Raw genomic sequence first — 20,420 nt, forward strand, 5'->3', positions numbered from 1 at the left:
GGAGGTACTACGTATGGGGAAAACATTGTTTATTGCAGAAAAGCCGAAAGTAGCTGTTGAATTATTAAAATCACCTAGATTTAGAAACTCACAAAAGCATCCAGGAAGCAAACCATATTATGGATACTATGAAAATGAAAATTACATTATTAGTTGGTGCCGAGGGCATTTATTAGAACTAAAATATCCGGAGGAAATGGATGAAAGATACAAAGAATTTAATTTTAATCACTTGCCAATTATTTTAGAGCCGGAATATAAAGCGAAATCAGATAGTCTTGAACAAATTGAAATACTGGTTAAGTTGTTAAATCGTCCCGATGTAGATCATGTGGCAAACGCTTGTGATGCGGATAAGGAAGGTGAGCTTATCTATCGTGAAATAGTTGAATATGCAGGTGTGAACAAGCGAGAATCTCGCCTTTTTATCTCTTCCTATGAGGCCGCAGAATTAGAAGGAGCGTTAAACCGATTAGAACCAGGAACAGAATATGACGGGCTTGCTCAATCCGCTAAAGCCAGGCAATACCTGGACTATATTCTTGGAATTAATGTTACGAGGGGCTGTACATCAAAACTAGCAAGAAACCAATTCTTATTGGCTTCTGGTCGTGTTCAAATGTGTATCTTAAATGAAATCCGTCAAAGGGAAATTGCTATCCAAAACTATAAAGAACAAACCTATTACAATTTAAAGCTACTAACGGAAAATGGTTTATCACCAGTAATGAAAACAGAGGATCAACTGATAGATCCATCGCCACTACAAAAGCTTGGAGATAGCTTGAAAGAAACAAATGTAATCGTAACGGAATTTAAAGAAAGTACGAGAAAAAAGAAACCAAAATTATTATATAACTTAACGGATATTTACAAAGATGCTCACGCCAAACTGAAAATAAATGCAGAAACAGCAAAGAAACATATTCAGAGTTTGTATGAAGAAGGTTTTATTACTTACCCTCGCTCTTCATCTAGGCATTTACCCACTGAGCAAGTGGAACGAGTGAAGGAAGTAATGGCAGCGTTAGAAAAAAGCTCCTATGCAAATCTTGTACAACAAGTAATCCCATCTTCTATTACGAAAAAACACTCTACATTTAATGATGAATTAGTCAGTAGTCACTTTGCCATCATTCCAACAACAAAATTATATATCGGGACCAACCGAAATCCATTAGAAAAACAGTTATATGACTTAATTGTAAAACGATTTATCGGGAATTTTATGAAACCAGCAATCTATCTGGTAAGAGAAGTATATTTTATAGATCAAGAGGGCAACACATGCAGTACAAAAGAAAAAATCCTACAAGAGAAAGGGTTTCTAAGTGTGTTTCAAGAGGATATAGAAGAGGGCTCGGTTGAAGCATTTCAGATACCTATTTTACGAGAAGGAGATTCTTTCAGAATCGTTCAGTATGACTTGATTGAGTCCCGAACAAAGAAACCAGCCTTTCATACGGAAAGTTCCATTTTAACCTTTATGGAGACGGCAGGACGTAAATTGGATGATGAACATTTGAAAGAACTTATGAAAGGAAAACGGATTGGGACAGTCGCAACTGAAGAAACGTTTATTCCGAAACTGTTAGAGCGAAGCTATATTGATGTTACCAACAATCAGATTCGAACCACTAATATTGGTCGTGCGTTTATAGATGCTTTTCCGGTAGATGAAATCAAAAATCCAGCTTATACGGCGGAAATGGAAGGGATGATCTACATGATCGAAAAGAAAGAAATGAAATATGAGGAATTTGTAGAGAAAACAAATACGTTTGTAAAAGATACAGTGGAACAATTAGGCGTAATGGATGATAAGGTGTCGGATAGCATTATTAATACTTGGAATCAGCAAATTGAGGTTTGCAAATGTCCTTGTAGAAAAGGAAAAATCCTTCATAAAGGCAATTTTTATGGGTGCAGTAATTATCCGGAATGTGAAATCTCCTTACCGAAAAAAATTAAAGAAAAAGCGATTCCGGAAGCGCAAGCGAAAAAGCTGTTCGAGGATAAGAAAACAGATCTTTTAAAAGGATTTAAGTCCAATGAGAAAGAGTTTGCCGCTTATCTCGTGTTACATGAAGGAAAAGTTAAATTTCAGTTCCCAACACAAGAGGAGCTTTCATTTGGTAAATGTCCAAAATGTAAAAAAGGGGATATGCTTCATCGTAAAACATTTTATGGATGTACGGAGCATAAAAATGGATGTGATTTTATGTTACCAGCCAAGATGAAAGGGAAAGCAATCCCTGGCAATCAGATGAAAAAGCTAATTCAGTATAAAACAACGGATTTTATAAACGGCTTTCAAGGTGAAAAGGGAGAATTTACAGCAGCTATCTATATGGAAGCGGACGGAAGTTTGAAATTCCGTTTCCCAACAACTGAAGATCGTACCATTGGTAAGTGTCCATTATGTAAGAGTAGAGTTCTTGTAGGGAAAAGTAATTACTTATGTGAGAAATACAAAAAAGGCTGTGACTTCATTATTTTTGGTACATTCTCTGGTAAAAATCTAAGTAGCAACCATGTGAAAAAGTTATTAGAAAAGAATGTGACGGATCAGATTAAAGGGTTTATCTCGAACAAAAACGGTAAAAAATTTGACGCTCGTTTATCATACAGCGTACAGGAGAAGCGATTAAAATTCTTATTCGGCAAATAAAAATTGAATGTATGTAAAAGAGGACTAGGAAACGGAATAGTCCTCTTTTTTATTTCATTTTATAGAGTAAAGGGGGGATTCCGTAATGGCACGTGTCAGTACGGAGGATGCGATGAAAGCAAGAAAAATAGACTTGATTTCATATCTGGAAGCAAAAGGAGAAACGTTTAAGAAAGAAGGAAACTATTATCGTCATACGGAGCATGACAGTCTCATCATTAAAGGGAATCAATACGCCTGGAATAGTCGAGGGGAAAAAGGATATGGAGCGATTAGCTTTGCCATGATGTACTATGACATGACATTCCCTCAAGCCGTGATGGACATTCAAAAGGGGGACTATAAAGAGTATGATCGTTCAAAAGCTGAAGAGGAGCGCAAAAACGAGCAGCAGCCTTTTAGTTATCCCAAACACCTGGAAGTAAATAAGCAAACAGAGATTAAAGAATATCTAATTCATGAACGGAAAATAGATCCTCGCTTGGTGAATTGGCTGATTAATAAGGATCTCATCGCCCAGGATAAGAAAAATAATGTGGTGTTCAAATGGAGAGAAGAAGGAGGCAAAGGGCAAGTCATTGGAATGAACCGTCAAGGGACAGTCAAAATGGAGAATAAAAGGGGAAGCTTTAAGCAAATTGTCCCGAATTATGAAAAAATCAATGCCGGTTTTACGGTTGATGTAGGTAAACCGGATAAGATTTATTTTTATGAAGATCCAATCGACATGTTATCGCATTGGAGCATTAAACAAAATAATATCCGAAACGCTCGCCTGTTTTCTATGCATGGATTGAAGTCAAAAACAGTGATTCAATCTTTAATGGATGCGAAAAAAGAAGGGCACGATATTAAAGAGGTCATCATGGCAGTTGATAACGACAAGGCTGGGAAAGACTTCATTCAGACAATGAAATGCTTTGTAGATCTTAAAGAGGATATTCCAACGAATGAAAAAGATTGGAACGATGTCCGGAAGAAACAAGTGAGTGAACAACAGGCAAAAGAAACAGCACAACCAAAGAAAACGAAACCAATTAAAGAGGTGGAGCGAAGTGTCTAATCTACCAGAAATGCCAAACATATTACAAATTTTGATGTATGGTTTTATCCTGTATGTTCTTTTTCGTATTTGTAAATTCATGTACCGGAAGATCCAGGAGCGAAGAATATTAAAGCGAATGGCTAAGTCTGGTATTCGTTATATAGACAAAATGGACGGACATCAATTCGAAGTATACCTAAAAGCTCTCTTTCGAGAGTTGGGTTATTCTCCAACAGTCACAAAGCAGTCAAATGATTTCGGAGCGGATCTGATATTGAAGGGGAGAAATCGTATTGTAATCCAGGCAAAACGCTATGGGATGAAAAATAGAGTCGGCATTAGTGCCGTACAAGAGATATATGCAGCACAAGCCTATTACAAAGCAAATGAGGGCTGGGTTGTAACGAACAGTGTGTATACAAGGCAGGCGAAAGAATTAGCAGAAGCTTGTCATGTAAAACTAATAGATCGTGTAGAACTTCAGAAATTGATTAATAAAATCAATCCCGAATATTCGGCTGAAGATGTGTATCAAGGGGTAAAACCTGCAGAACGGAAATGTCCAACATGTAAACATGATTTAGTCGTTCGTAATTCAAATAAAACAGGAAATAAGTTTTTTGGCTGTTCACAATATCCCACATGTACACATACAGAACCAATTCATACATGAGCTGTGATGAAAATCCGGCTCTTTTTTCATTTGTTTAAAGAATACATGAAAAAAATCAGTTTAACTAAAAAATGACCCTTCAGATTTAGTTGTATGGGGTTTTGATGGAGTTATTAATATAATAAGTCGTATTTGTTATAAAAACGCATGTAAAGGGAGAAGGGGAATTTAAATGCGTTTTTAGGTTTTTCAGGAAAAATAAAAAGGGTAGCCATTATTTACGACTTAACCCTTTGTCTACGATTTGACGAATTGCTTCATTTCGATTCTTCAGCTTATTTTCATGCCAATAATTTTCTATTTGTTCCACTTGTTCTTTTGTAAAAGTAACTAAAATTTGAGTGTACTTGTCTTTATTAACAGCCATATTACAACCTCCTCTATAAAAGTAATTATAAGTTATATAACTTATATTGACAATCGGGAAAATGAGTAATAGAATAGTTATATAAGTTATATAACTCTATCAAGGAGGTTATTATATGGAACGGAAAGTTAAAAAGATGATGGCTGATCTTCAATTTATTATGAATCATGGTCAAATCAGTGTAGATTTTATGGATCAAGGATATAAAAGAATGCTTTTTGGGGTACGGAAACGATTCGAGGTATGAGGGGCCACTATGAAAGAAAATCAAATTGATACAATAAAAAGCGTAGAAATTAATTATTTCTACGCTTTTTAAATGCTATTAAATTATTTTACTTTAATGAAAAAATTTCCTGGCATTTCATTTTGGGCATCTTGAAATGTTTCTAAAATCAAATCTGCTTCTTGTCCTAACATATTCTGGCTTTCTTTGAAAAATTCCCATTCTATTGTTAAAGGAAGAGTAACCCATGCAGTTAAGCAATCCCACAACGCATTAGCATTTTCACCATAGTAATCTGGAAAATCTAATTTGTTCTTTAATGTTTTATGCAGTGCATCTTTACTTGTAAACATCCGTCCATCTAAATATATTTTTTCCATAACTAAATTCCTTTCTACTTTATTTCAGTAAACGTTTTGTAATGATCTGAAGTCTTATACACCAATCCATCACTAGAATAAAGAATTCTATCATTACCTCGATACCCTGATAAATAATTAATATCAGCTTCATACCAAACTCTACCTGGAGCATTTGGTAAGGGGTTTCCTTTATTTTGAAATATATTACCACCCATACTTTTTCCAGGGGCTACTTTATGAAGGTTCCCATCCTTACTAACCCAACCAAGTGCTTGTGCTTGTTCTTTCGTAATATAATTATCCGGTAATTTTTTATGTTCTTTTACATATTTAGCAACTTCATCAAAACCAGTAGGATATTTTGTGAAATTAGTTGTTTTTGCAGCCTTCTCAAGGTTTTTCGCTTTCTTTTCAATATCTTCAACAGTACCAACTACTTTGCCGATAGTTTTTACTGTTTTTATGGTTCCACCAGAAAATACTGTTGCGATACCCATGACATAATCTGACGGCTTATATTTTTCTTCCTCAGCTATTTCATGTCCTTGTACCATTTGGATTATTTCTTTAGGGATATTAATAATTGGCACAAGATCTAATGTTACATTCATGAATTTAGTTGTATCTCGATTGGATTGTGCAACCTCTTCCAATTTTCCTGGTGTAACACCAAAATCACGGAACGCATTACCTAATTCAATATTCCCAATATTTCTTGCCGCAGCAGATATATCAATCTTATGACTTGCTATTTTATTAGCGGAGTCCATGAATGTATTTGCAAGATCTATTCCCATATTGAAATCTGTGAAGAATCCTGGGACTTTGGCATCCAATGCTTGTAAATCTTTCGCAATGATTGGAGCGTTTTCTCTTGTTACTTGTACAAGTTCCTCCATCCCAGGTTTCGCCTCATCAATGGAATGTTTCAGATTAATAGAGCTATTTACAACTGGTCCTAAATCTTTAACTACACCAGATAACCCCTTCGATAACTCTTGCATATTCAATGTGATCTGATGAATATCTTTATTTATCTCATTTTGACATTCAATCGCTTTGGCCGCAACCACATCTAATGCTTGATAATAACCAACATAGGCCTCAATAAGTGATTCATAATACTGAAGTATAAAACTGTATGTCTCTACACCAAAATCTAATAATTCTTTTCCATCAGCTCCAAGTAATTTTACAAGTTCTTTCCTTTGGGTAACGGTTAAATTTTTTATGTCACCTTTCATTGCATTTACTAGTTCTTGTAACTTACCATGTGCTTCTTTCATTACTTGTATTTTATACTGTACATCTTGCTTTGCGTTGTTTACGTTCCTTGAAATACTTTCCCAGTTCTCTGCATCATCTACCAAACGTTGCTCTTCTTCTTCTAAAATCTTAATCGTGTTATTTATGAGTGTTTCATCACTTTTTAAATAATCTAATACACCTTCAAATATCTTTACTTTTCCATCAAGCAAAGTAAGTGGATTTTTAGCCTCCTGATCAAAAATAATGGCATCATGAATACGCACATATCCTTTTTCGCCTTGGTAATTAACCTCATACCAAGAACCGACTTTCCCCACTACTTCTATCACTTCACCCTTATTCACACTTTTTGCACGTAATGCTTTTTTTAAGTCTGCCTCAGGATATACTTTTTTAACAAGGGATTCTAATGTAACCCACCCTTTAACCATTTCTCCATCTTGATTAAAAGAGAATTTCTTATCTTTATATGTAAAATCTCCTGTTTGTAATGCACCTGATGGCTGTAGTAAATACCAATTAAACTCTTGCTTCATCCAGCCATTTTTTGATTCATGGGAAGCATCAAAATAATATGGTTTCCCATCAACAGTTGTAAATCCTGATTGTACAAAACCTAATGGATTAAAGTAATAGATTTTTCCGTCAATATGTTGGATTCCAGTTTGCACCACGCCATCGGTCCCCAGATAATAATCATATCCATTTGTATGTACCCATCCCGTTTGCATAAAGCCATCTGTACCAAAATAATAACGTTTCCCATCAATTGCTTGGAAATCAGTTATTTTTTGTCCATCTTTTTTATAATACGTCCATTTTCCTTCTTCTTGTACCCACCCTTTTTGATTATCTAAATAGAGTGCTTCTTTTAATTCATCAATCCATTTTAATCCATTCGCAAGAAGATCTGTATCACTATCTAATTGTTTATCAAATTTCTTTTGAATATTTTGCGGAAAGTACTTTTCGGGATCTTTATGATACTCAGTTATCATAAAATGAGACAAATTCGTTGCTTCCTTTGCTACATCCCATGAACGAACTGGTGATTCACCAATTATAACTGACTCTAGTACCCTGACATATCCGATTTCCCCTTGATACTTGACCTGATACCACAAACCTTGTTTTGAGATGACTTCTAAAACATCTCCATCCTTTACAGGTTTAGACTTCAATAGAAATTTTGTTTCTGGCTTTGGATAGATTCTTTTAACAGCAGAACGTAGAGTAATCCATCCCTTTTCCATATCCCCGTACTTATTAATTTCAAATGGTTTTCCTTGATAGGTAAATGTTCCTGTCACATACTTCCCATCTTTTAAATAGCTCCATGAAGTTGCAGAAAAACTCCATCCAGTCTTTAGTTTACCAGGTTCACTATAGTATAAAGTATCTTTCCCTACTTGTTTTCTCCCTTGGTATAGCCTTCCATCTTTAAAAAAGGAGTACTCTATTCCATCTAACGTAATGTTATCTCTTTGCTTACTACCATCTTTGTTGTAATAGTACCAATTCTCTTTCTCCTTCACCCAGCCAACTGATTCATCATTTTGCATATCTGTTACTTTCATAATCGTCCTATATAAGAACATAGAAAATTGCTCTCTTGTGACAAATCCATTTGGATTAAAATTGCCGTCACCAGTACCACTTGTTATCTGGTTTCCAGCTAGAATTTTCACATATTCATTGGCCCAATGACCTTTCATATCGGTAAATTCATAATTTCCTTGCGGTTTTAAATCAAATGTTTTTACAAGTACAACAGCCATTTCAGCGCGGGTCATATTATTCTTGGGATTGAATTTTTTCTCAGCATTTACGCTGAAAATCCCCCGTGCTGTAAGAGCCAAAATTTCTTTTTTGAAATTGCTCTCACTAATATCTACAAATGGGTTATTGGCACTGTCTTGCGGTTTTAAGTACCTATATAAAAAGGCTGCAAGATGTTCGCGTGTGATTTGATCCGTGGCACCAAAATATCCATTTCCATAACCAGTAATGATTTTATTTTCAGCCATGTACATCATTTCTTTATACGCCCAATGTGTTTTTGGCACATCGATAAAGGATAATGTAGTTTCTTGATTATTTTGTTCTGCATAAGCTGTTCCTAATGTACTGAATAATAAAATACATACCATAGAACTCAAAAATAATTTTTTAATTGTGTTCACAATAGACCTCCTATTTAATTGTTAAAGATAAAATTTCAAAATCAGCACTTATTTAAAACTTCGGTTTCCTCTGTAAGCATTGGTGCATAGGTAGAAAATAATGATATTATAAGTCCTATGATTTTCTTCATACTCGCATCTCCTTATCAATTCGTAAAAAACCTTTTAATTATATATTAGATTTCATTGCTATTAAAATAAAAAATATAAATATGCATAATTGCATATTTATATTCTCAATAGAGTGTACCCTATTGAGAAGAAATCCTTTCCTTGATATTATTAGTCTCAGAGACTCTCAATAACACTTATCAAAAATATATTTGAAATGAGGAGAAAAATGTAACTTTAGAAGATAAATTGCATAGTTTTTAAGCAGTAAATTGCATATAGACCAATAGAAAACTCTGCAAAATTACTATGGATTCAAAATAAAGTTTAAGCGTAGCTGGTTATAAGAAATTGTACTGTTTTATCCCTTTGGATTTAGTATCTTAAGGGATATTTATTTTTAATGGATTTTATAAGGGCTAAGGTATTTTTTGGGGATTAAAAAACATCTTAGAACACAGAACTGTTTTTAAATATTAATGCAATTTATAATTTACATAACGCAACATATAAGTTACAATATTTTGTGGAGGTATGATATGAAAAACCACGTGAAAATTGCTCGTGTAAAAGCAGATTTGACACAACAACAGCTTGCTGATGTTGTTGGAATTACAAGACAAACTGTCAGTCTTATTGAAAAAGGTAAATATAACCCGTCACTAAAGTTATGTTTACAAATTTGTTATGCCGTAAATGCAAAATTAGATGAGATATTTTGGTTGGATCAGGAGGATTTTAAATGAAGAAAATTACAGATGAAAGACTCATTTTAAGGAACTTAAAAAATATTAAAATCACGTATATTGTTCAGACCATAGGAATCTTATCCATTCTTGGTTATGACTTTTTTCAGGGGGGACTTGATAGAATGCGCGAGAACCCTCTTTGGATGGTATTTATTTTAACATCAATCGTATCTGCCTATTTATCAATGAGTATTAGTGTAGAACAAGAAAGGGCAATAATAAACCCTCAGAAATCATTTATTATTCGGCTGGTAGTATTAGCTGTTATTGTAGTGTTTATTGCCTACCTTATTTCTATTACACCAAACTATGGCTGGAAAGACGGCCTATTATTAGGAAGCATTCTACTTATATGTGGTTTTATACCGATGTATTATGTATATCGACTAAGATTGAAGCAAAGACAGGATTTACAAGATGAATAGAGGGCGGTGATAAAGTTGTTATCATTTTTCAAAGAAACAAAACTTATTTGTTCTATTTGTTCTAAAGAAATAGGTGAAGGAGAAGAATTTATTGTTCGATTAAATCACCCAACTAAATCACGAATGCCAGTTGGGGTATTAGATAAGGTATTAGTAAAAATTGCAAAAGAAATTTTGTGTGATCGATGTCATCAGAAAAATACAATTTAAATAAGCATTTGTTGAAGTTGAAAATTTTTGAATAATTGATAGAGTTGCATAATCAAACTTTTTTAATATGTCTAGATGTAGCGTAAAAGAATCCATTTTGATAAAGTTTTTAAAATGGATTCTTTTTACTTCGTACCAAATAAAAATGTGCAAAATATTTCTAATTAAACTTATTTCAAACTAATAATTGTAAATTTATTTTTTTGATTATTCATTTCCTCCGATTACTAAAGAATCTCTTGCTACATCAACGACTTCTGTAGTGATTTTGTCTAAATGATTGATTGTCATTATTCTTTCAATTTGAGAGAATAATCGTTCAAGTAATCGGAAATTCCCTCGACTCATCTTTATAATAGTATTCACTGCTTCATAATCTTCAAAATTCTCATATTGTAGTTTGTTTCCTAATTTCTCCCACTTATATGTTAAGATATGTTTCATTTCTGTTGGAGTTAATTTTTTAAATTCATGAATAAAACCGACTCTGGAGTAAAGCTGAGGATAACGTGCTAATCTTTTTTCAATTCCTGGCATACCAATAAACACCATACCTACGTTGTGCTGGTCATAGATATCTCTAAGAATTTCAAGTGTCGGAAACTTTAAACGATCGATCTCATCAATGATAATGAGATCAATCGCACTAAACTCATCTGCTTTTTTAAATGAACTTGTCCAATTATTTTCATAGTTATCTCTTATCGCTAGATAACCATCTTTAGACATTTGAAGATTGAAGCATGTGTGCTTAATCATGTCATATAACCTTGAAGGTCGGACAGATGGAGCGGTGTGAAAAACAGTATTACTTTTTAAAATCGTATCATCTTTTACATTTTTCCCTTGGTCACTGTAAACAGAAAATTCGTTAATCTTAGAATGGGTATAATCCCAATTAGCATATTGACGAGCTGAAATTGTTTTTCCCACACCGGGTAATCCATGACAGATACCGATATATTTAAATTCAGCACATGCATCACAAAATTCAGCGAATTTTTTATATTCTTTGGTTTCAATGAAGTGGCTCTGTTTATTCATTTTTATACCTCTTAAGTTTTGAAGTGATAGGCTTAACTTGCTTCACTTTTTCTAATGCGTCTTTTTCAACCTTTAAATGCTCAACAACCGATTTTGTCGTGATAATAACGCTATTTTTTAATTTTCTGCGTTGTTTATTTCTTGCAGCTTGAAGTTCTTTCAAGCCTATTGAATACCCATCAACTGTAGAAGATATTGCAGTACATAGATAGGTACCTTTATAAAAAACACGAATCTCAGCAATATCTCTTGGATCGTATCGAACAATTACATCTTCACCAACAAACGCTGAAAGGTTTGTATGCATATACTTTAATCCAAGAAAATGGATACCATCTGAATGGATTTTGCGTGGCTTAGCCGATGACAACAAAAGTAAATCTAAAGACTGCAAGCTTTCAGGCATATTAGGAAGAAATCCAGATTCATTCCACATTTCAATTGGACGTTTATTTGTTGTCCCATGAATCCTATAATGGTAAGTATTTAAAACAAATTGGTGGAATTGTTCTATTAATTCATCTAATGTCATTAATTTTTGTGATGTATGATTCTTTATATATCCTGGTAAATCTTGAAGAAACATCGTATTAACAGTTCGAAAGAATCGCTCTATTTTTCCGCGTCCTCTAGGAACCCCTACCCGTGAAAATGACAGTACCATTTTTAAATCTGCTGAGATTTGTTCCATATGTTGAGATGTATAATCACTTCCGTGATCTGTATAAAATGTTTCAGGTATACCACAAATCGTCCAATTTTTATCTCCTTTTCTCCAAATTGCCTGACGTAGTGTTAAAGCAGTTCGAATAGTATCTGGTGCACCAAAATCGATGTAAAATCCCGCAATTGCTCTACTATAATCATCTAGTATTACAGTTAACCATGGTCTTTCTGGTTGACCTTTTGCATTCAAAATTTCTATATCTAACATAGTGTGGTCTGCTTGCCAGAATTCATTAGGATGTTTAGCTTCACGCAAATAAACTAAATCATATTTATTCTCATAATGTTTTCTTCCGTAATGAGCTAATTCAATTAAGTTCTTAGGGATGTTCCTTATGAAACTCCAAACTTGATAATAACTAGGTTCAGCAAGTTCATTTTCTTCACACCACTTTTTTATTCTTCGATGCATAGAAGAAATAGAAATGTTTTTATTTTCAAGATAAATTTTTTGAATCTGCTGTTGAACTAAGTCGGGTATTTTAAATTTCCCACAATCAGATCGTTCTTTTCTGACAAGACCCAATAAACCATTTTCTTTGAATTTGCAAATCCAATATTGAATGATACGAATTGATAATTTTGTCTCTTCACTGATTTGTTGAACAGTTTTTTCATTTTCTAAATAAGGAAAAATAATTTTATATTTTTTGTATGCATCTTCCAATTGTTGTTCTGTACATTGTGTTAATGAGTGATAATGTTCTTTGTCCATTTATTCGTTCTCCTTTCCATAAAATGTAACACAATTATTTCATATACTTTGTTATGTGTCTATTTTGGGTGTACCCTAATTTTACACGGGTCATATATTGAGAAACAGATGTTTTAAGTGTAAAATTAGGGTGTAAAATAAATGGTGGGAAACTGGAGGGTTTTTGAGAGTGAAAGTTGCTTATGCGAGAGTCAGTTCTATGAATCAAAACTTAGATCGACAAATTGTAGAATTTAAAAATCATGGTGCGGAAAAAATATTTGTAGAGAAAAAATCCGGAGCGGATTTTATGAATCGTGTAGAATTTAAAAGAGCTTTAGATTTTGTACGAGAAGGCGATTTTTTAATGGTAGAAGCAATTGATCGATTAGGACGTGATTATAATGAAATCATTCGTACAATAAATTATCTGAAGCAAGAAAAAATCGGTTTACTTGTTACAAGTATGCCTATATTAAGTGAGCCCCTAGGTGATCCGCTATTAGACCGTTTTGTCAAAGATTTAATTCTTCAACTTTTGGCTATGATTGCGGAAAAAGAACGTACAGAAAGTAAACGACGACAGGCACAAGGAATAAAAATCGCGAAAGAAAAAGGGGTTTATAAAGGGCGACCAACCCTTTATGGGCCAGGTGCGCGAGATCCGCAAAAACAAGCTGTCTATTATCAAATCGTACAAATGTTAAATTCAGGATTACCTATAAAGAAGGTTGCTGAAAAGAACGGCGTGACCAGACCAACGGTTTATCGTATTCAAAAAGAACTCGAGGAAGATATTAATTGACAATAAAGTTTAATCAAAACTAAAAATGTTGATTTTTTTTAAAAAAATCCCTGCATTTTTAAAAATATTTGAGAAAAATGCGGGGATTATCTTTTATATGGATGTTACGATTTGAAGTATTATCGTTCATTTAAAGAGTGTTAAAATGATACCTCTACATTGTAAGCACTAATTATTCATAACTAATTTTCATCTTCCATTTTTCGAAATAGTAACCATTCGACTAGTGCGTAGAGCGCAATAGGCACAATAATACAAAGAATGACAAAAGTTTGGTTTTTACCACCCTGAACTAATTCTTTCGTTTGTGGTATCCTTAACAATAAACCGAATATTCCTAAAGCGACAACGTAAGTAAGACCCCCAAAGAATTCACGTTTCTTCTTGAATATAACATAAACGATAGACACGATTAAAATAACAAGAATGGCAATCCAATCAAATGGGGTACCAATTTTTAAAATTCCTTGTTTTGGTGTAAAAAGTCGAATGAGGAAAAATACCCCAAACGGAATCATTGCTATTATCCATACTACGAAAAATTTAATTAACCTTGGTAATTGCGTTTTCATATAAATACTCAGGTGTAATAATTTAAAAACACCATAAACGAATGCAATGGAGAATATTCCATTCAACAATATAACCAATCCATTTATTTGTAATGATGGGGCTGTAAAACTACCTACAATATCGTAAAACATACTAATTAAAAAAATTAAACCACTAATTTTAAAAATCGATTTCCATGAAGGTTTATCAAATTGCTGTGTCAGTTGATCGACAACCTCTTTTGGATTTTTACCTAAATACTCTTCTGCCGATTCGCCATGTTTTTGTGCTTCTAAAATATCTTGTAATATTACCATTAAGTGTCGTTCTGTTTCTAATTCTTCATAGAAAAAACCAAATGTACGCATATACAATAAAATATCTTCATAATATATTTTATTTTCTGGGGATAGCTGTTCTCTAAGCTTGTTATTTTGCTCCACTAATTGTTTAGCGGTATTATTTTTCATCCAATTCACTCTCCACTTTTGTCAAAATCCGATTCACTTTTACAATCAATGAACCCCATTGTTCTTCAAAACCCTCTAGTTGTTCTTCTCCTTCATGTGTAATAAAGAAGTATTTCCTATTTGGTCCATCAGGTGAAGTGAGCTCCTTACTTTTAATTAACCCTTGTTTTTCTAACTTTTGCAGTAGAGGATAAATTGTTCCACCTACTATTGTTGTAAACCCATAATCACGCATTATTTGTACAAGTTCATAACCGTATACTTGTTGTTGTTTAATAATAGATAGCACACAACCTTCAAGTACCCCCTTTAGTAGTTGTGTTTCTTTCATTTACTCACCTCGCTAATTTGTAATACATATTAGTTAGAAATGCAGTATCGTTCATTAACTAGTTTGTAAAACATACTAGTTAAAAACACTGTAGCATATAATGACTAGTTTGTAAAACATACTAGTCATTATATGCTACCTTTTTTGGATTAAAGTAACGTTTAGTCAATAGCATGCTATAAATGTTATTTTTGGATAAATGTCTAGAGTTTTTTCTTCAAGTCAGACTTTTTAACAACTTTATCTTATTTTTTGTTCGGTGAAGTATTTTTCATCCAAAATAAAGCTTTTTTATGTGCAAGTTATCATTTGAAAACTACGCAAATTATCTCCTAAAGTTACAAACGCTTTTGTTAAAAAACAATCAAGTCCCATAAACGGTCGTTTTTAGAACTATTAATAGTGTTTAATACATAATCAATATGGATACTTATGGTACGGCGATAGGAAGAGTGAAAAGAAATATACTTAAAGCATTTGTGTAAAATAATGAAATAACACTCTACGATATGATAAAATCAAGAATATACGTTCGATTGTTGTGGGGTTATTATAATTTAAGGGGGAGAAATAATTGAAAGAAACAAAATATCTACAAGTTTGGAACTTAGACAATCTATTCCCAGGTGGAAGTGAATCATCTCAATTAAGTGAACATATAAAAGATTTAGATGTTCAGGTCAATAAATTTGAAGACAAACTAAATTTTTTTAATACCCCGCGAAACATAAATGAATCAGAAAAAGTTGCAGATTTACTTGATTACATAGGAGACATTCAAATTTATATATCACAAGCTAATTCTTTTATTACCTGTCTTCTTGCTCAAAATCCTAAGGATCAACATGCTATAACATTAAAGGGAAAAATAACAACAATACATACTCGTTTTGAATCTGCATTGAAAAAAGTGAAAAATACTTTAATAAAAACGAATCAATATTTGTGGGCGGACTTACTTAATACTGATGTTTTAGCAAATTACAAGTTCATACTAAATGAATGGCGTAAAGATACTAAAATGAAACTTTCAGATGAAGAACAAAATTTAGTGTCAGACCTTATGGTAGATGGATATCATGCTTGGGGGCAATTTTATAATTCACTTATAAACAATATTAGAATTAAAGTTCAAATAAATGGTCAACAAAACGAATTATCAGTGGGACAAGCTATAAATTTACGTTCACATCCTAACGAAGAAGTTCGTAAAAAATCTCATACTGCTTTAGAAAATAAGTGGAGAGAAAACGAAGAATTATTTGCGAAAATATTAAATCATATTGCAGGATTTCGATTACAAGTTTACAAAAATTGTGGCTTAGATAATGTAATAGAAGAACCCTTAATGAAAAATCGTATGAAAAAGGAAACGCTAAATGCAATGTGGTCTGCGGTTAATAAATTCAAAACCCCCTTCACTAACTACTTAAATCAAAAAGCAAAAATGAATGGTCATGAAAAAATGAAATCATTTAACTTTTGGGCACCTGTTACAAAGAGTGATCAAAAAATAGAATACGAAGATGCTGTTGATTTCATATTGGAACATTTTAGTCAGTTTGGAACAAAACTAGAGAATTTCGCTAAACAGGCTTTCAATAAAGGTTGGATAGAATCAGAGAATCGCTCTAATAAGTCAGCTATTGCTTTTTGTGCTGGGTTTCCACTTTCGAAGGAATCCAGAGTTTTTATGACATATGACGGTACTTTTACAAATCTATTAACACTAGTTCATGAGTTAGGTCATGCCTTTCATAACTATGCAATGAAACCTATTAGTGGAATGAATAAACAGTATCCAATGAGTATTGCCGAAACTGCTTCAACATTTTCTGAGATGATTATTTTAGATGCTGCAATGAAAAAAGCGGGATCAACTAATGAAAAATTGTTTTTACTTGATGAGAAATTAAAGCGTAGCGTCATGAATTTTATGAATATTCATTCTAGATTCTTGTTTGAAAAGAAATTCTATGAGGAACGTAAAAAGGGAATTGTTTCATCATCACGCTTAAATGAAATAATGCAAGAAGCAATAGATATAGGGTATGCTGGTTCCCTTGATGATGCTTCACTCCATTCATGGATATGGACACCACATTATTATATTACACAATCGCCTTTTTACAATTTCCCATATACATTTGGATATTTATTTGCATTAAGTATATTTGCAAACGCAAAAGAAAAAGGTAAAGAATTTGAAAAAGACTATTTAAAATTGCTTCGTGATTCAGGAAGTATGTCAACAGAAGATTTAGTAATGAAACACTTAGGAGAAGATATCACATTAGAAACTTTTTGGGAAAAAGGGATAAAATTATGTGTTAAAGATGTTAATGAGTTCATAAAATTAACTTCTTCACAAAGTAAAGTGTTTCAATAAGTATAAAATACTGGAGGAAATAAAATGACTCAAAATGGGATTGTTTTAGTAGTTAGTATATCAGTATTTAAAGACGATAAAGTCTTAATAATAAAAGAAAATAAACCAACTGCCATTGAGAAGTGGAACTTTCCAAGTGGACGTATTGAATATGGTGAAGACATTTTCCATTCAGCTTGCAGGGAAGTAAAAGAGGAAACAGGCTTTGATGTAAAACTTCATAGCACAACTGGTGTATATAATTTTATCAGCAGTACAAACACTCAAGTTATCCTATTTCATTTCAATGCCGAGGTTATTGGTGGTTCATTGTATCTTGAAGAAGAAGAAATCTTAGATAGTAAGTGGATTAATATAAATGAGCTAGTGAAATTTGATAATAAAGAACTACGCGAGCCAAGGGTATTAAAGCAAATAATAGATAATTTATTAGCAGAAAAGGTACACTCAATTAATATTTATAATAAACAATTGGGTAAATAATGATTATTTTGCTAATTGTAGAATTCTAATTTGAAAGAAATCCCAAAAGTCAATTTCTTAACGTATAGGAAATCGGCTTTTTCTTTATGACATTTTGCTTAGCGTACGAAATTCGCGTTTTGTTGGTGCTACCCCATAGAGGAAGAGTGAAGAAATACACAGATAAACATCCTGGCATGAACCATGCAATTGAATTACGAAAACATACCAATAAAACAATAAAGGAAATATGTCAGATTACAGGAGTGAGTCAGGCCGCTCTATATCGTAGATTAAAAGAACTTGAATAAAGTTTTTTATATTTGTAATTAAATCCCAGAGTGGCCCCTCATCCCTCGAATTGTTTCCGTACCCCTTTTTAGTGCATTAGAAGCTACAGGAAAAAGGTTTAATGTGCATACCAATGAACATAATGAAACAACCTTGTTCTTAGAATTAGTTTAGTAAATTTACGCAATGAGGAGCTGTTAATAATGGAGCAGTTAACTATCTTTGACGTAATGGATGAAACTAAAAATAAGCTTTATGAGGTATTAGAGAACAATGGATTAAATTATAAAATTCATAAATACTATTTATATTCGAATTATGAGGGAGCTGTTCAATATTATTATATAAGAACAACTGACAATACAATTATTGATTTGTGTATCTCTGATTTTCCAGAAATCTTCGCTATTCATAAGGGGTTTAGCGATAAACAAATTAGAAAGATTTACAACTGGAACTTATAAGCTATAGAAATAACAAATTTATTTATTGGAGGAATGGAAAATGAAGATTGCTGTATCGGAATGGAAAGCGTTGAAAAAAGAAACAAAGTTAAAGCTATTGCGTTATGCGATGTTAGAAAGCAAATATAAGTATGCAAAATAAAAGCTCTTCATTTGCAATAGCAAACAAAGAGCAAAAGTCTGAGTGACCGTAGAAGAAAGAAATTGACTGATTTTTTTCCTATTTATTTTAACACATATAAAGATATTAAGAAAAGGGGCATGTAGAATGGAAGAAGGGCGTATTTCCTTTCAGCAAGGGTTTAAAGAATTTCTTATTATGATTGTGTGTTTTTGGCTCATTATGTTTCTCATGTATGGTGAAAGCCTGTTACAATAGAATGGAGTCGAAAGTCTAAATACCCTTAGGTAGCTATGGGGGCTTTTTTAACAAGGAAATTTAAAATTTCACGTACCGTAATGTTTAATAAAAAAACAAACTAAAGAATCAATAGTCTACATTAAATTTTTGTACCTAATTAATCCGCTTAATGGATTCGGTCTCGTCTGATTTGGATACTATTTTGTGTGAAATGGAGATATTATTTTTATTTTGGATAGATTTTTTGCGAAATATGTACCTAGAGCCTTATTTCAATTAAAATGTGATACGATAGTTATATATTCGTTTTGCTAGTAAAAGGGGATGAGTGTCGATGAAAAACCACATAAAAGTAAATGGAAAAATCCTTCAAACAAATAAAAAATGGTCACATCTCAAGCAAAGACAAAGACAACATATTTCTAATTGGTTACGTAGAGAATATACACAGTTTGTAAAAACACATTATAGAAAACCTAAAAAGTATGAACATGATGAGATTCTTCATGAAGTGATGAATCAAATACAGGAACATGAAATTTGGATTCCTAATGGTGAAGTAAAAAGATATTATCTAAGTAAAATAGGAAAATGGTTTAGAAAAATAGAAGGTGAATGGGAAATACAAATAGACAACAAAGAGATGCAGCAAGCATTAAAAGAAAAGTAGATACAAATTGGGGGCGTATTTCATGTATAACTTACAAGAAGATATGTATAAACAATTGAAAGAGAAAAAAGGGGATGTTACTGTATTTTTAATGAATGGCGTTCCAATACGTGGGCAGATCCTTGCAATGGATAAATTTACGGTTCTTATGATGGTTCATGGAAAACAACAACTAGTCTACAAGCAAGCTATTTCCACAATTCTTAAGTAATTCTTATTCCTTCTTCGAGGAAAGAGGAACTAACAAAAAAAAGAAGATTGAAATCAATCTTCTTTAGAAAAAGGAACAGATGACAGATTAGTACTCCAACTCATAATCAATTATAAATAAGGGTTCAGAAATATTCAATGCGTTCTGAATTTTCTCAATATATTTGTCTTATTTTTAAATTATAATATAAGTAATTCTTTTTATTATTATATATTTGTTCTTTCCTGTTGCAGAATCCTTATAATAAATAAGGGTTCTCTTTTTTGTATTACAAATTAACAAATAAAAAAATCAAAACTTGTCTTTGCAAATAGGGGTTCAGCCGAGATACGTGTAAAAATGGGTCATAGTATGGATTTTATTTCCATAACATGACCCATATATTTTTTATACAGGTATATTCTCTTCTATTGGCTGTGGGATGTTTTTTTATGTTATTTAGTTGGTAGCCCCGTGGTGTAATTAGAAAAAGGTAACACTGATAAAAACAGGTTGCCTTTTTCTTTATATTCAATTAAATTATATCATAATTTTTCGTGAATTTTCAGACTTTGTTTTTTCTATTTTGTTGGTAAACTTATGCTTAGCATGAATTGGAGGGATATATATGATAGATTATAGAATAATTTCAAGAGAAAACTATTCAAATAAGATTGGAG

Annotated in this window: 21 protein-coding genes; 14 read left to right on the top strand and 7 right to left on the bottom strand. The window is 32.6% G+C overall.

The features are described from left to right. Positions 1-13 precede the first annotated feature (13 nt). The 3 genes from MR155_RS24200 (at position 14) to MR155_RS24210 (ending at position 4,389) form a co-directional block, all read left to right on the top strand. Entirely contained in the window at positions 14-2,671 is a 2,658-nt protein-coding gene (locus tag MR155_RS24200) for a type IA DNA topoisomerase (protein ID WP_242311295.1), read from the top strand. Positions 2,672-2,756: 85 nt separating this feature from the next. Further along, on the top strand, positions 2,757-3,734 hold the full coding sequence (locus tag MR155_RS24205; protein ID WP_242311296.1) for a DUF3991 and TOPRIM domain-containing protein: 978 nt from the start codon (positions 2,757-2,759) through the stop codon (positions 3,732-3,734). Beyond that, entirely contained in the window at positions 3,727-4,389 is a 663-nt protein-coding gene (locus MR155_RS24210; RefSeq protein ID WP_242311297.1) for a restriction endonuclease, read from the top strand. The genes MR155_RS24205 and MR155_RS24210 overlap by 8 nt, the downstream gene beginning before the upstream one ends. Positions 4,390-4,603: 214 nt before the next feature. Here MR155_RS24210 and MR155_RS24215 read toward each other — a convergent pair whose 3' ends face one another. After that, the gene (locus MR155_RS24215) at positions 4,604-4,756 is read right to left on the bottom strand and encodes a ribbon-helix-helix domain-containing protein (RefSeq protein WP_000290205.1); all 153 of its coding nucleotides are present in this window, start codon (positions 4,754-4,756) and stop codon (positions 4,604-4,606) included. Between the two features lie 115 nt (positions 4,757-4,871). Here MR155_RS24215 and MR155_RS31870 point away from each other — a divergent pair, with 115 nt between their 5' ends. After that, positions 4,872-5,003, top strand: coding sequence for a hypothetical protein (locus MR155_RS31870; RefSeq protein ID WP_277958759.1), 132 nt, complete (start codon positions 4,872-4,874; stop codon positions 5,001-5,003). Positions 5,004-5,086: 83 nt separating this feature from the next. Here the strand turns inward: MR155_RS31870 and MR155_RS24220 are convergent, their stop codons facing one another. Together MR155_RS24220 and MR155_RS24225 are read right to left on the bottom strand one after the other, a co-directional pair. Further along, on the bottom strand, positions 5,087-5,362 hold the full coding sequence (locus tag MR155_RS24220) for a barstar family protein (RefSeq protein WP_242311298.1): 276 nt from the start codon (positions 5,360-5,362) through the stop codon (positions 5,087-5,089). 14 nt (positions 5,363-5,376) lie between these two features. Then, positions 5,377-8,796, bottom strand: coding sequence for an S-layer homology domain-containing protein (locus MR155_RS24225; RefSeq protein ID WP_242311299.1), 3,420 nt, complete (start codon positions 8,794-8,796; stop codon positions 5,377-5,379). A gap of 650 nt (positions 8,797-9,446) precedes the next feature. On the opposite strand from MR155_RS24225, the gene MR155_RS24230 reads away from it, so the two are divergent. From MR155_RS24230 to MR155_RS24240, 3 genes are read left to right on the top strand one after another with little or no spacing between them, the layout of a single operon-like run. Beyond that, complete coding sequence (locus MR155_RS24230; RefSeq protein WP_086391208.1) at positions 9,447-9,653, top strand: helix-turn-helix transcriptional regulator; 207 nt, start codon at positions 9,447-9,449, stop codon at positions 9,651-9,653. Then, positions 9,650-10,081, top strand: coding sequence for a hypothetical protein (locus MR155_RS24235; RefSeq protein ID WP_061663005.1), 432 nt, complete (start codon positions 9,650-9,652; stop codon positions 10,079-10,081). The genes MR155_RS24230 and MR155_RS24235 overlap by 4 nt, the downstream gene beginning before the upstream one ends. 15 nt (positions 10,082-10,096) lie before the next feature. Next, positions 10,097-10,291 (top strand): hypothetical protein, encoded by a 195-nt coding sequence (locus MR155_RS24240; RefSeq protein ID WP_277958752.1) that lies wholly within the window; start codon positions 10,097-10,099, stop codon positions 10,289-10,291. A 207-nt stretch (positions 10,292-10,498) separates the two neighbouring features. Here MR155_RS24240 and MR155_RS24245 read toward each other — a convergent pair whose 3' ends face one another. Continuing rightward, positions 10,499-11,335, bottom strand: a complete 837-nt coding sequence (locus MR155_RS24245) for an AAA family ATPase (protein ID WP_242311300.1) — start codon at positions 11,333-11,335, stop codon at positions 10,499-10,501. Continuing rightward, positions 11,328-12,776 carry a Mu transposase C-terminal domain-containing protein gene (locus MR155_RS24250; protein WP_242311301.1) on the bottom strand — a complete coding sequence of 483 codons (1,449 nt, stop codon included), beginning with the start codon at positions 12,774-12,776 and terminating at the stop codon, positions 11,328-11,330. The genes MR155_RS24245 and MR155_RS24250 overlap by 8 nt, the downstream gene beginning before the upstream one ends. Before the next feature lie 169 nt (positions 12,777-12,945). Here MR155_RS24250 and MR155_RS24255 point away from each other — a divergent pair, with 169 nt between their 5' ends. Beyond that, the gene (locus tag MR155_RS24255) at positions 12,946-13,560 is read left to right on the top strand and encodes a recombinase family protein (RefSeq protein ID WP_242311302.1); all 615 of its coding nucleotides are present in this window, start codon (positions 12,946-12,948) and stop codon (positions 13,558-13,560) included. A 182-nt stretch (positions 13,561-13,742) separates the two neighbouring features. Here the strand turns inward: MR155_RS24255 and MR155_RS24260 are convergent, their stop codons facing one another. Together MR155_RS24260 and MR155_RS24265 are read right to left on the bottom strand one after the other, a co-directional pair. Further along, entirely contained in the window at positions 13,743-14,582 is an 840-nt protein-coding gene (locus MR155_RS24260; RefSeq protein WP_242311303.1) for a DUF1129 domain-containing protein, read from the bottom strand. Next, complete coding sequence (locus MR155_RS24265) at positions 14,572-14,913, bottom strand: PadR family transcriptional regulator (RefSeq protein WP_000665426.1); 342 nt, start codon at positions 14,911-14,913, stop codon at positions 14,572-14,574. The genes MR155_RS24260 and MR155_RS24265 overlap by 11 nt, the downstream gene beginning before the upstream one ends. 574 nt (positions 14,914-15,487) lie before the next feature. On the opposite strand from MR155_RS24265, the gene MR155_RS24270 reads away from it, so the two are divergent. The 6 genes from MR155_RS24270 to hfq all read left to right on the top strand — a co-directional run bounded on the left by MR155_RS24270 (position 15,488) and on the right by hfq (position 19,761). Further along, positions 15,488-17,302 (top strand): M3 family oligoendopeptidase, encoded by a 1,815-nt coding sequence (locus MR155_RS24270; protein WP_242311304.1) that lies wholly within the window; start codon positions 15,488-15,490, stop codon positions 17,300-17,302. Between the two features lie 24 nt (positions 17,303-17,326). Next, positions 17,327-17,785 carry an NUDIX hydrolase gene (locus MR155_RS24275; RefSeq protein ID WP_242311305.1) on the top strand — a complete coding sequence of 153 codons (459 nt, stop codon included), beginning with the start codon at positions 17,327-17,329 and terminating at the stop codon, positions 17,783-17,785. A 146-nt stretch (positions 17,786-17,931) separates the two neighbouring features. Then, complete coding sequence (locus tag MR155_RS24280) at positions 17,932-18,075, top strand: helix-turn-helix domain-containing protein (RefSeq protein WP_242311306.1); 144 nt, start codon at positions 17,932-17,934, stop codon at positions 18,073-18,075. A gap of 183 nt (positions 18,076-18,258) precedes the next feature. After that, positions 18,259-18,519, top strand: a complete 261-nt coding sequence (locus MR155_RS24285) for a hypothetical protein (RefSeq protein ID WP_242311307.1) — start codon at positions 18,259-18,261, stop codon at positions 18,517-18,519. A 695-nt stretch (positions 18,520-19,214) separates the two neighbouring features. Further along, entirely contained in the window at positions 19,215-19,550 is a 336-nt protein-coding gene (locus MR155_RS24290; RefSeq protein ID WP_242311308.1) for a transposase, read from the top strand. A 22-nt stretch (positions 19,551-19,572) separates the two neighbouring features. Further along, complete coding sequence (gene hfq / locus MR155_RS24295; RefSeq protein WP_242311309.1) at positions 19,573-19,761, top strand: RNA chaperone Hfq; 189 nt, start codon at positions 19,573-19,575, stop codon at positions 19,759-19,761. Positions 19,762-20,420: the final 659 nt, after the last annotated feature.

Source organism: Bacillus cereus group sp. BfR-BA-01331 (assembly GCF_022663915.1).
In the GTDB taxonomy this organism is placed as follows: Bacteria; Bacillota; Bacilli; order Bacillales; family Bacillaceae_G; genus Bacillus_A; species Bacillus_A mycoides.

Excerpts from the sequence above, each read along its gene's own strand:
- MR155_RS24200 (WP_242311295.1), top strand. The coding sequence starts at position 14 with ATGGGGAAAACATTGTTTATTGCAGAAAAGCCGAAAGTAGCTGTTGAA.
- MR155_RS24205 (WP_242311296.1), top strand. The coding sequence starts at position 2,757 with ATGGCACGTGTCAGTACGGAGGATGCGATGAAAGCAAGAAAAATAGAC.
- MR155_RS24215 (WP_000290205.1), bottom strand. The coding sequence starts at position 4,756 with ATGGCTGTTAATAAAGACAAGTACACTCAAATTTTAGTTACTTTTACA.
- MR155_RS31870 (WP_277958759.1), top strand. The coding sequence starts at position 4,872 with ATGGAACGGAAAGTTAAAAAGATGATGGCTGATCTTCAATTTATTATG.
- MR155_RS24220 (WP_242311298.1), bottom strand. The coding sequence starts at position 5,362 with ATGGAAAAAATATATTTAGATGGACGGATGTTTACAAGTAAAGATGCA.
- MR155_RS24230 (WP_086391208.1), top strand. The coding sequence starts at position 9,447 with ATGAAAAACCACGTGAAAATTGCTCGTGTAAAAGCAGATTTGACACAA.
- MR155_RS24235 (WP_061663005.1), top strand. The coding sequence starts at position 9,650 with ATGAAGAAAATTACAGATGAAAGACTCATTTTAAGGAACTTAAAAAAT.
- MR155_RS24245 (WP_242311300.1), bottom strand. The coding sequence starts at position 11,335 with ATGAATAAACAGAGCCACTTCATTGAAACCAAAGAATATAAAAAATTC.
- MR155_RS24250 (WP_242311301.1), bottom strand. The coding sequence starts at position 12,776 with ATGGACAAAGAACATTATCACTCATTAACACAATGTACAGAACAACAA.
- MR155_RS24260 (WP_242311303.1), bottom strand. The coding sequence starts at position 14,582 with ATGAAAAATAATACCGCTAAACAATTAGTGGAGCAAAATAACAAGCTT.
- MR155_RS24265 (WP_000665426.1), bottom strand. The coding sequence starts at position 14,913 with ATGAAAGAAACACAACTACTAAAGGGGGTACTTGAAGGTTGTGTGCTA.
- MR155_RS24275 (WP_242311305.1), top strand. The coding sequence starts at position 17,327 with ATGACTCAAAATGGGATTGTTTTAGTAGTTAGTATATCAGTATTTAAA.
- MR155_RS24285 (WP_242311307.1), top strand. The coding sequence starts at position 18,259 with ATGGAGCAGTTAACTATCTTTGACGTAATGGATGAAACTAAAAATAAG.
- MR155_RS24290 (WP_242311308.1), top strand. The coding sequence starts at position 19,215 with ATGAAAAACCACATAAAAGTAAATGGAAAAATCCTTCAAACAAATAAA.
- hfq (WP_242311309.1), top strand. The coding sequence starts at position 19,573 with ATGTATAACTTACAAGAAGATATGTATAAACAATTGAAAGAGAAAAAA.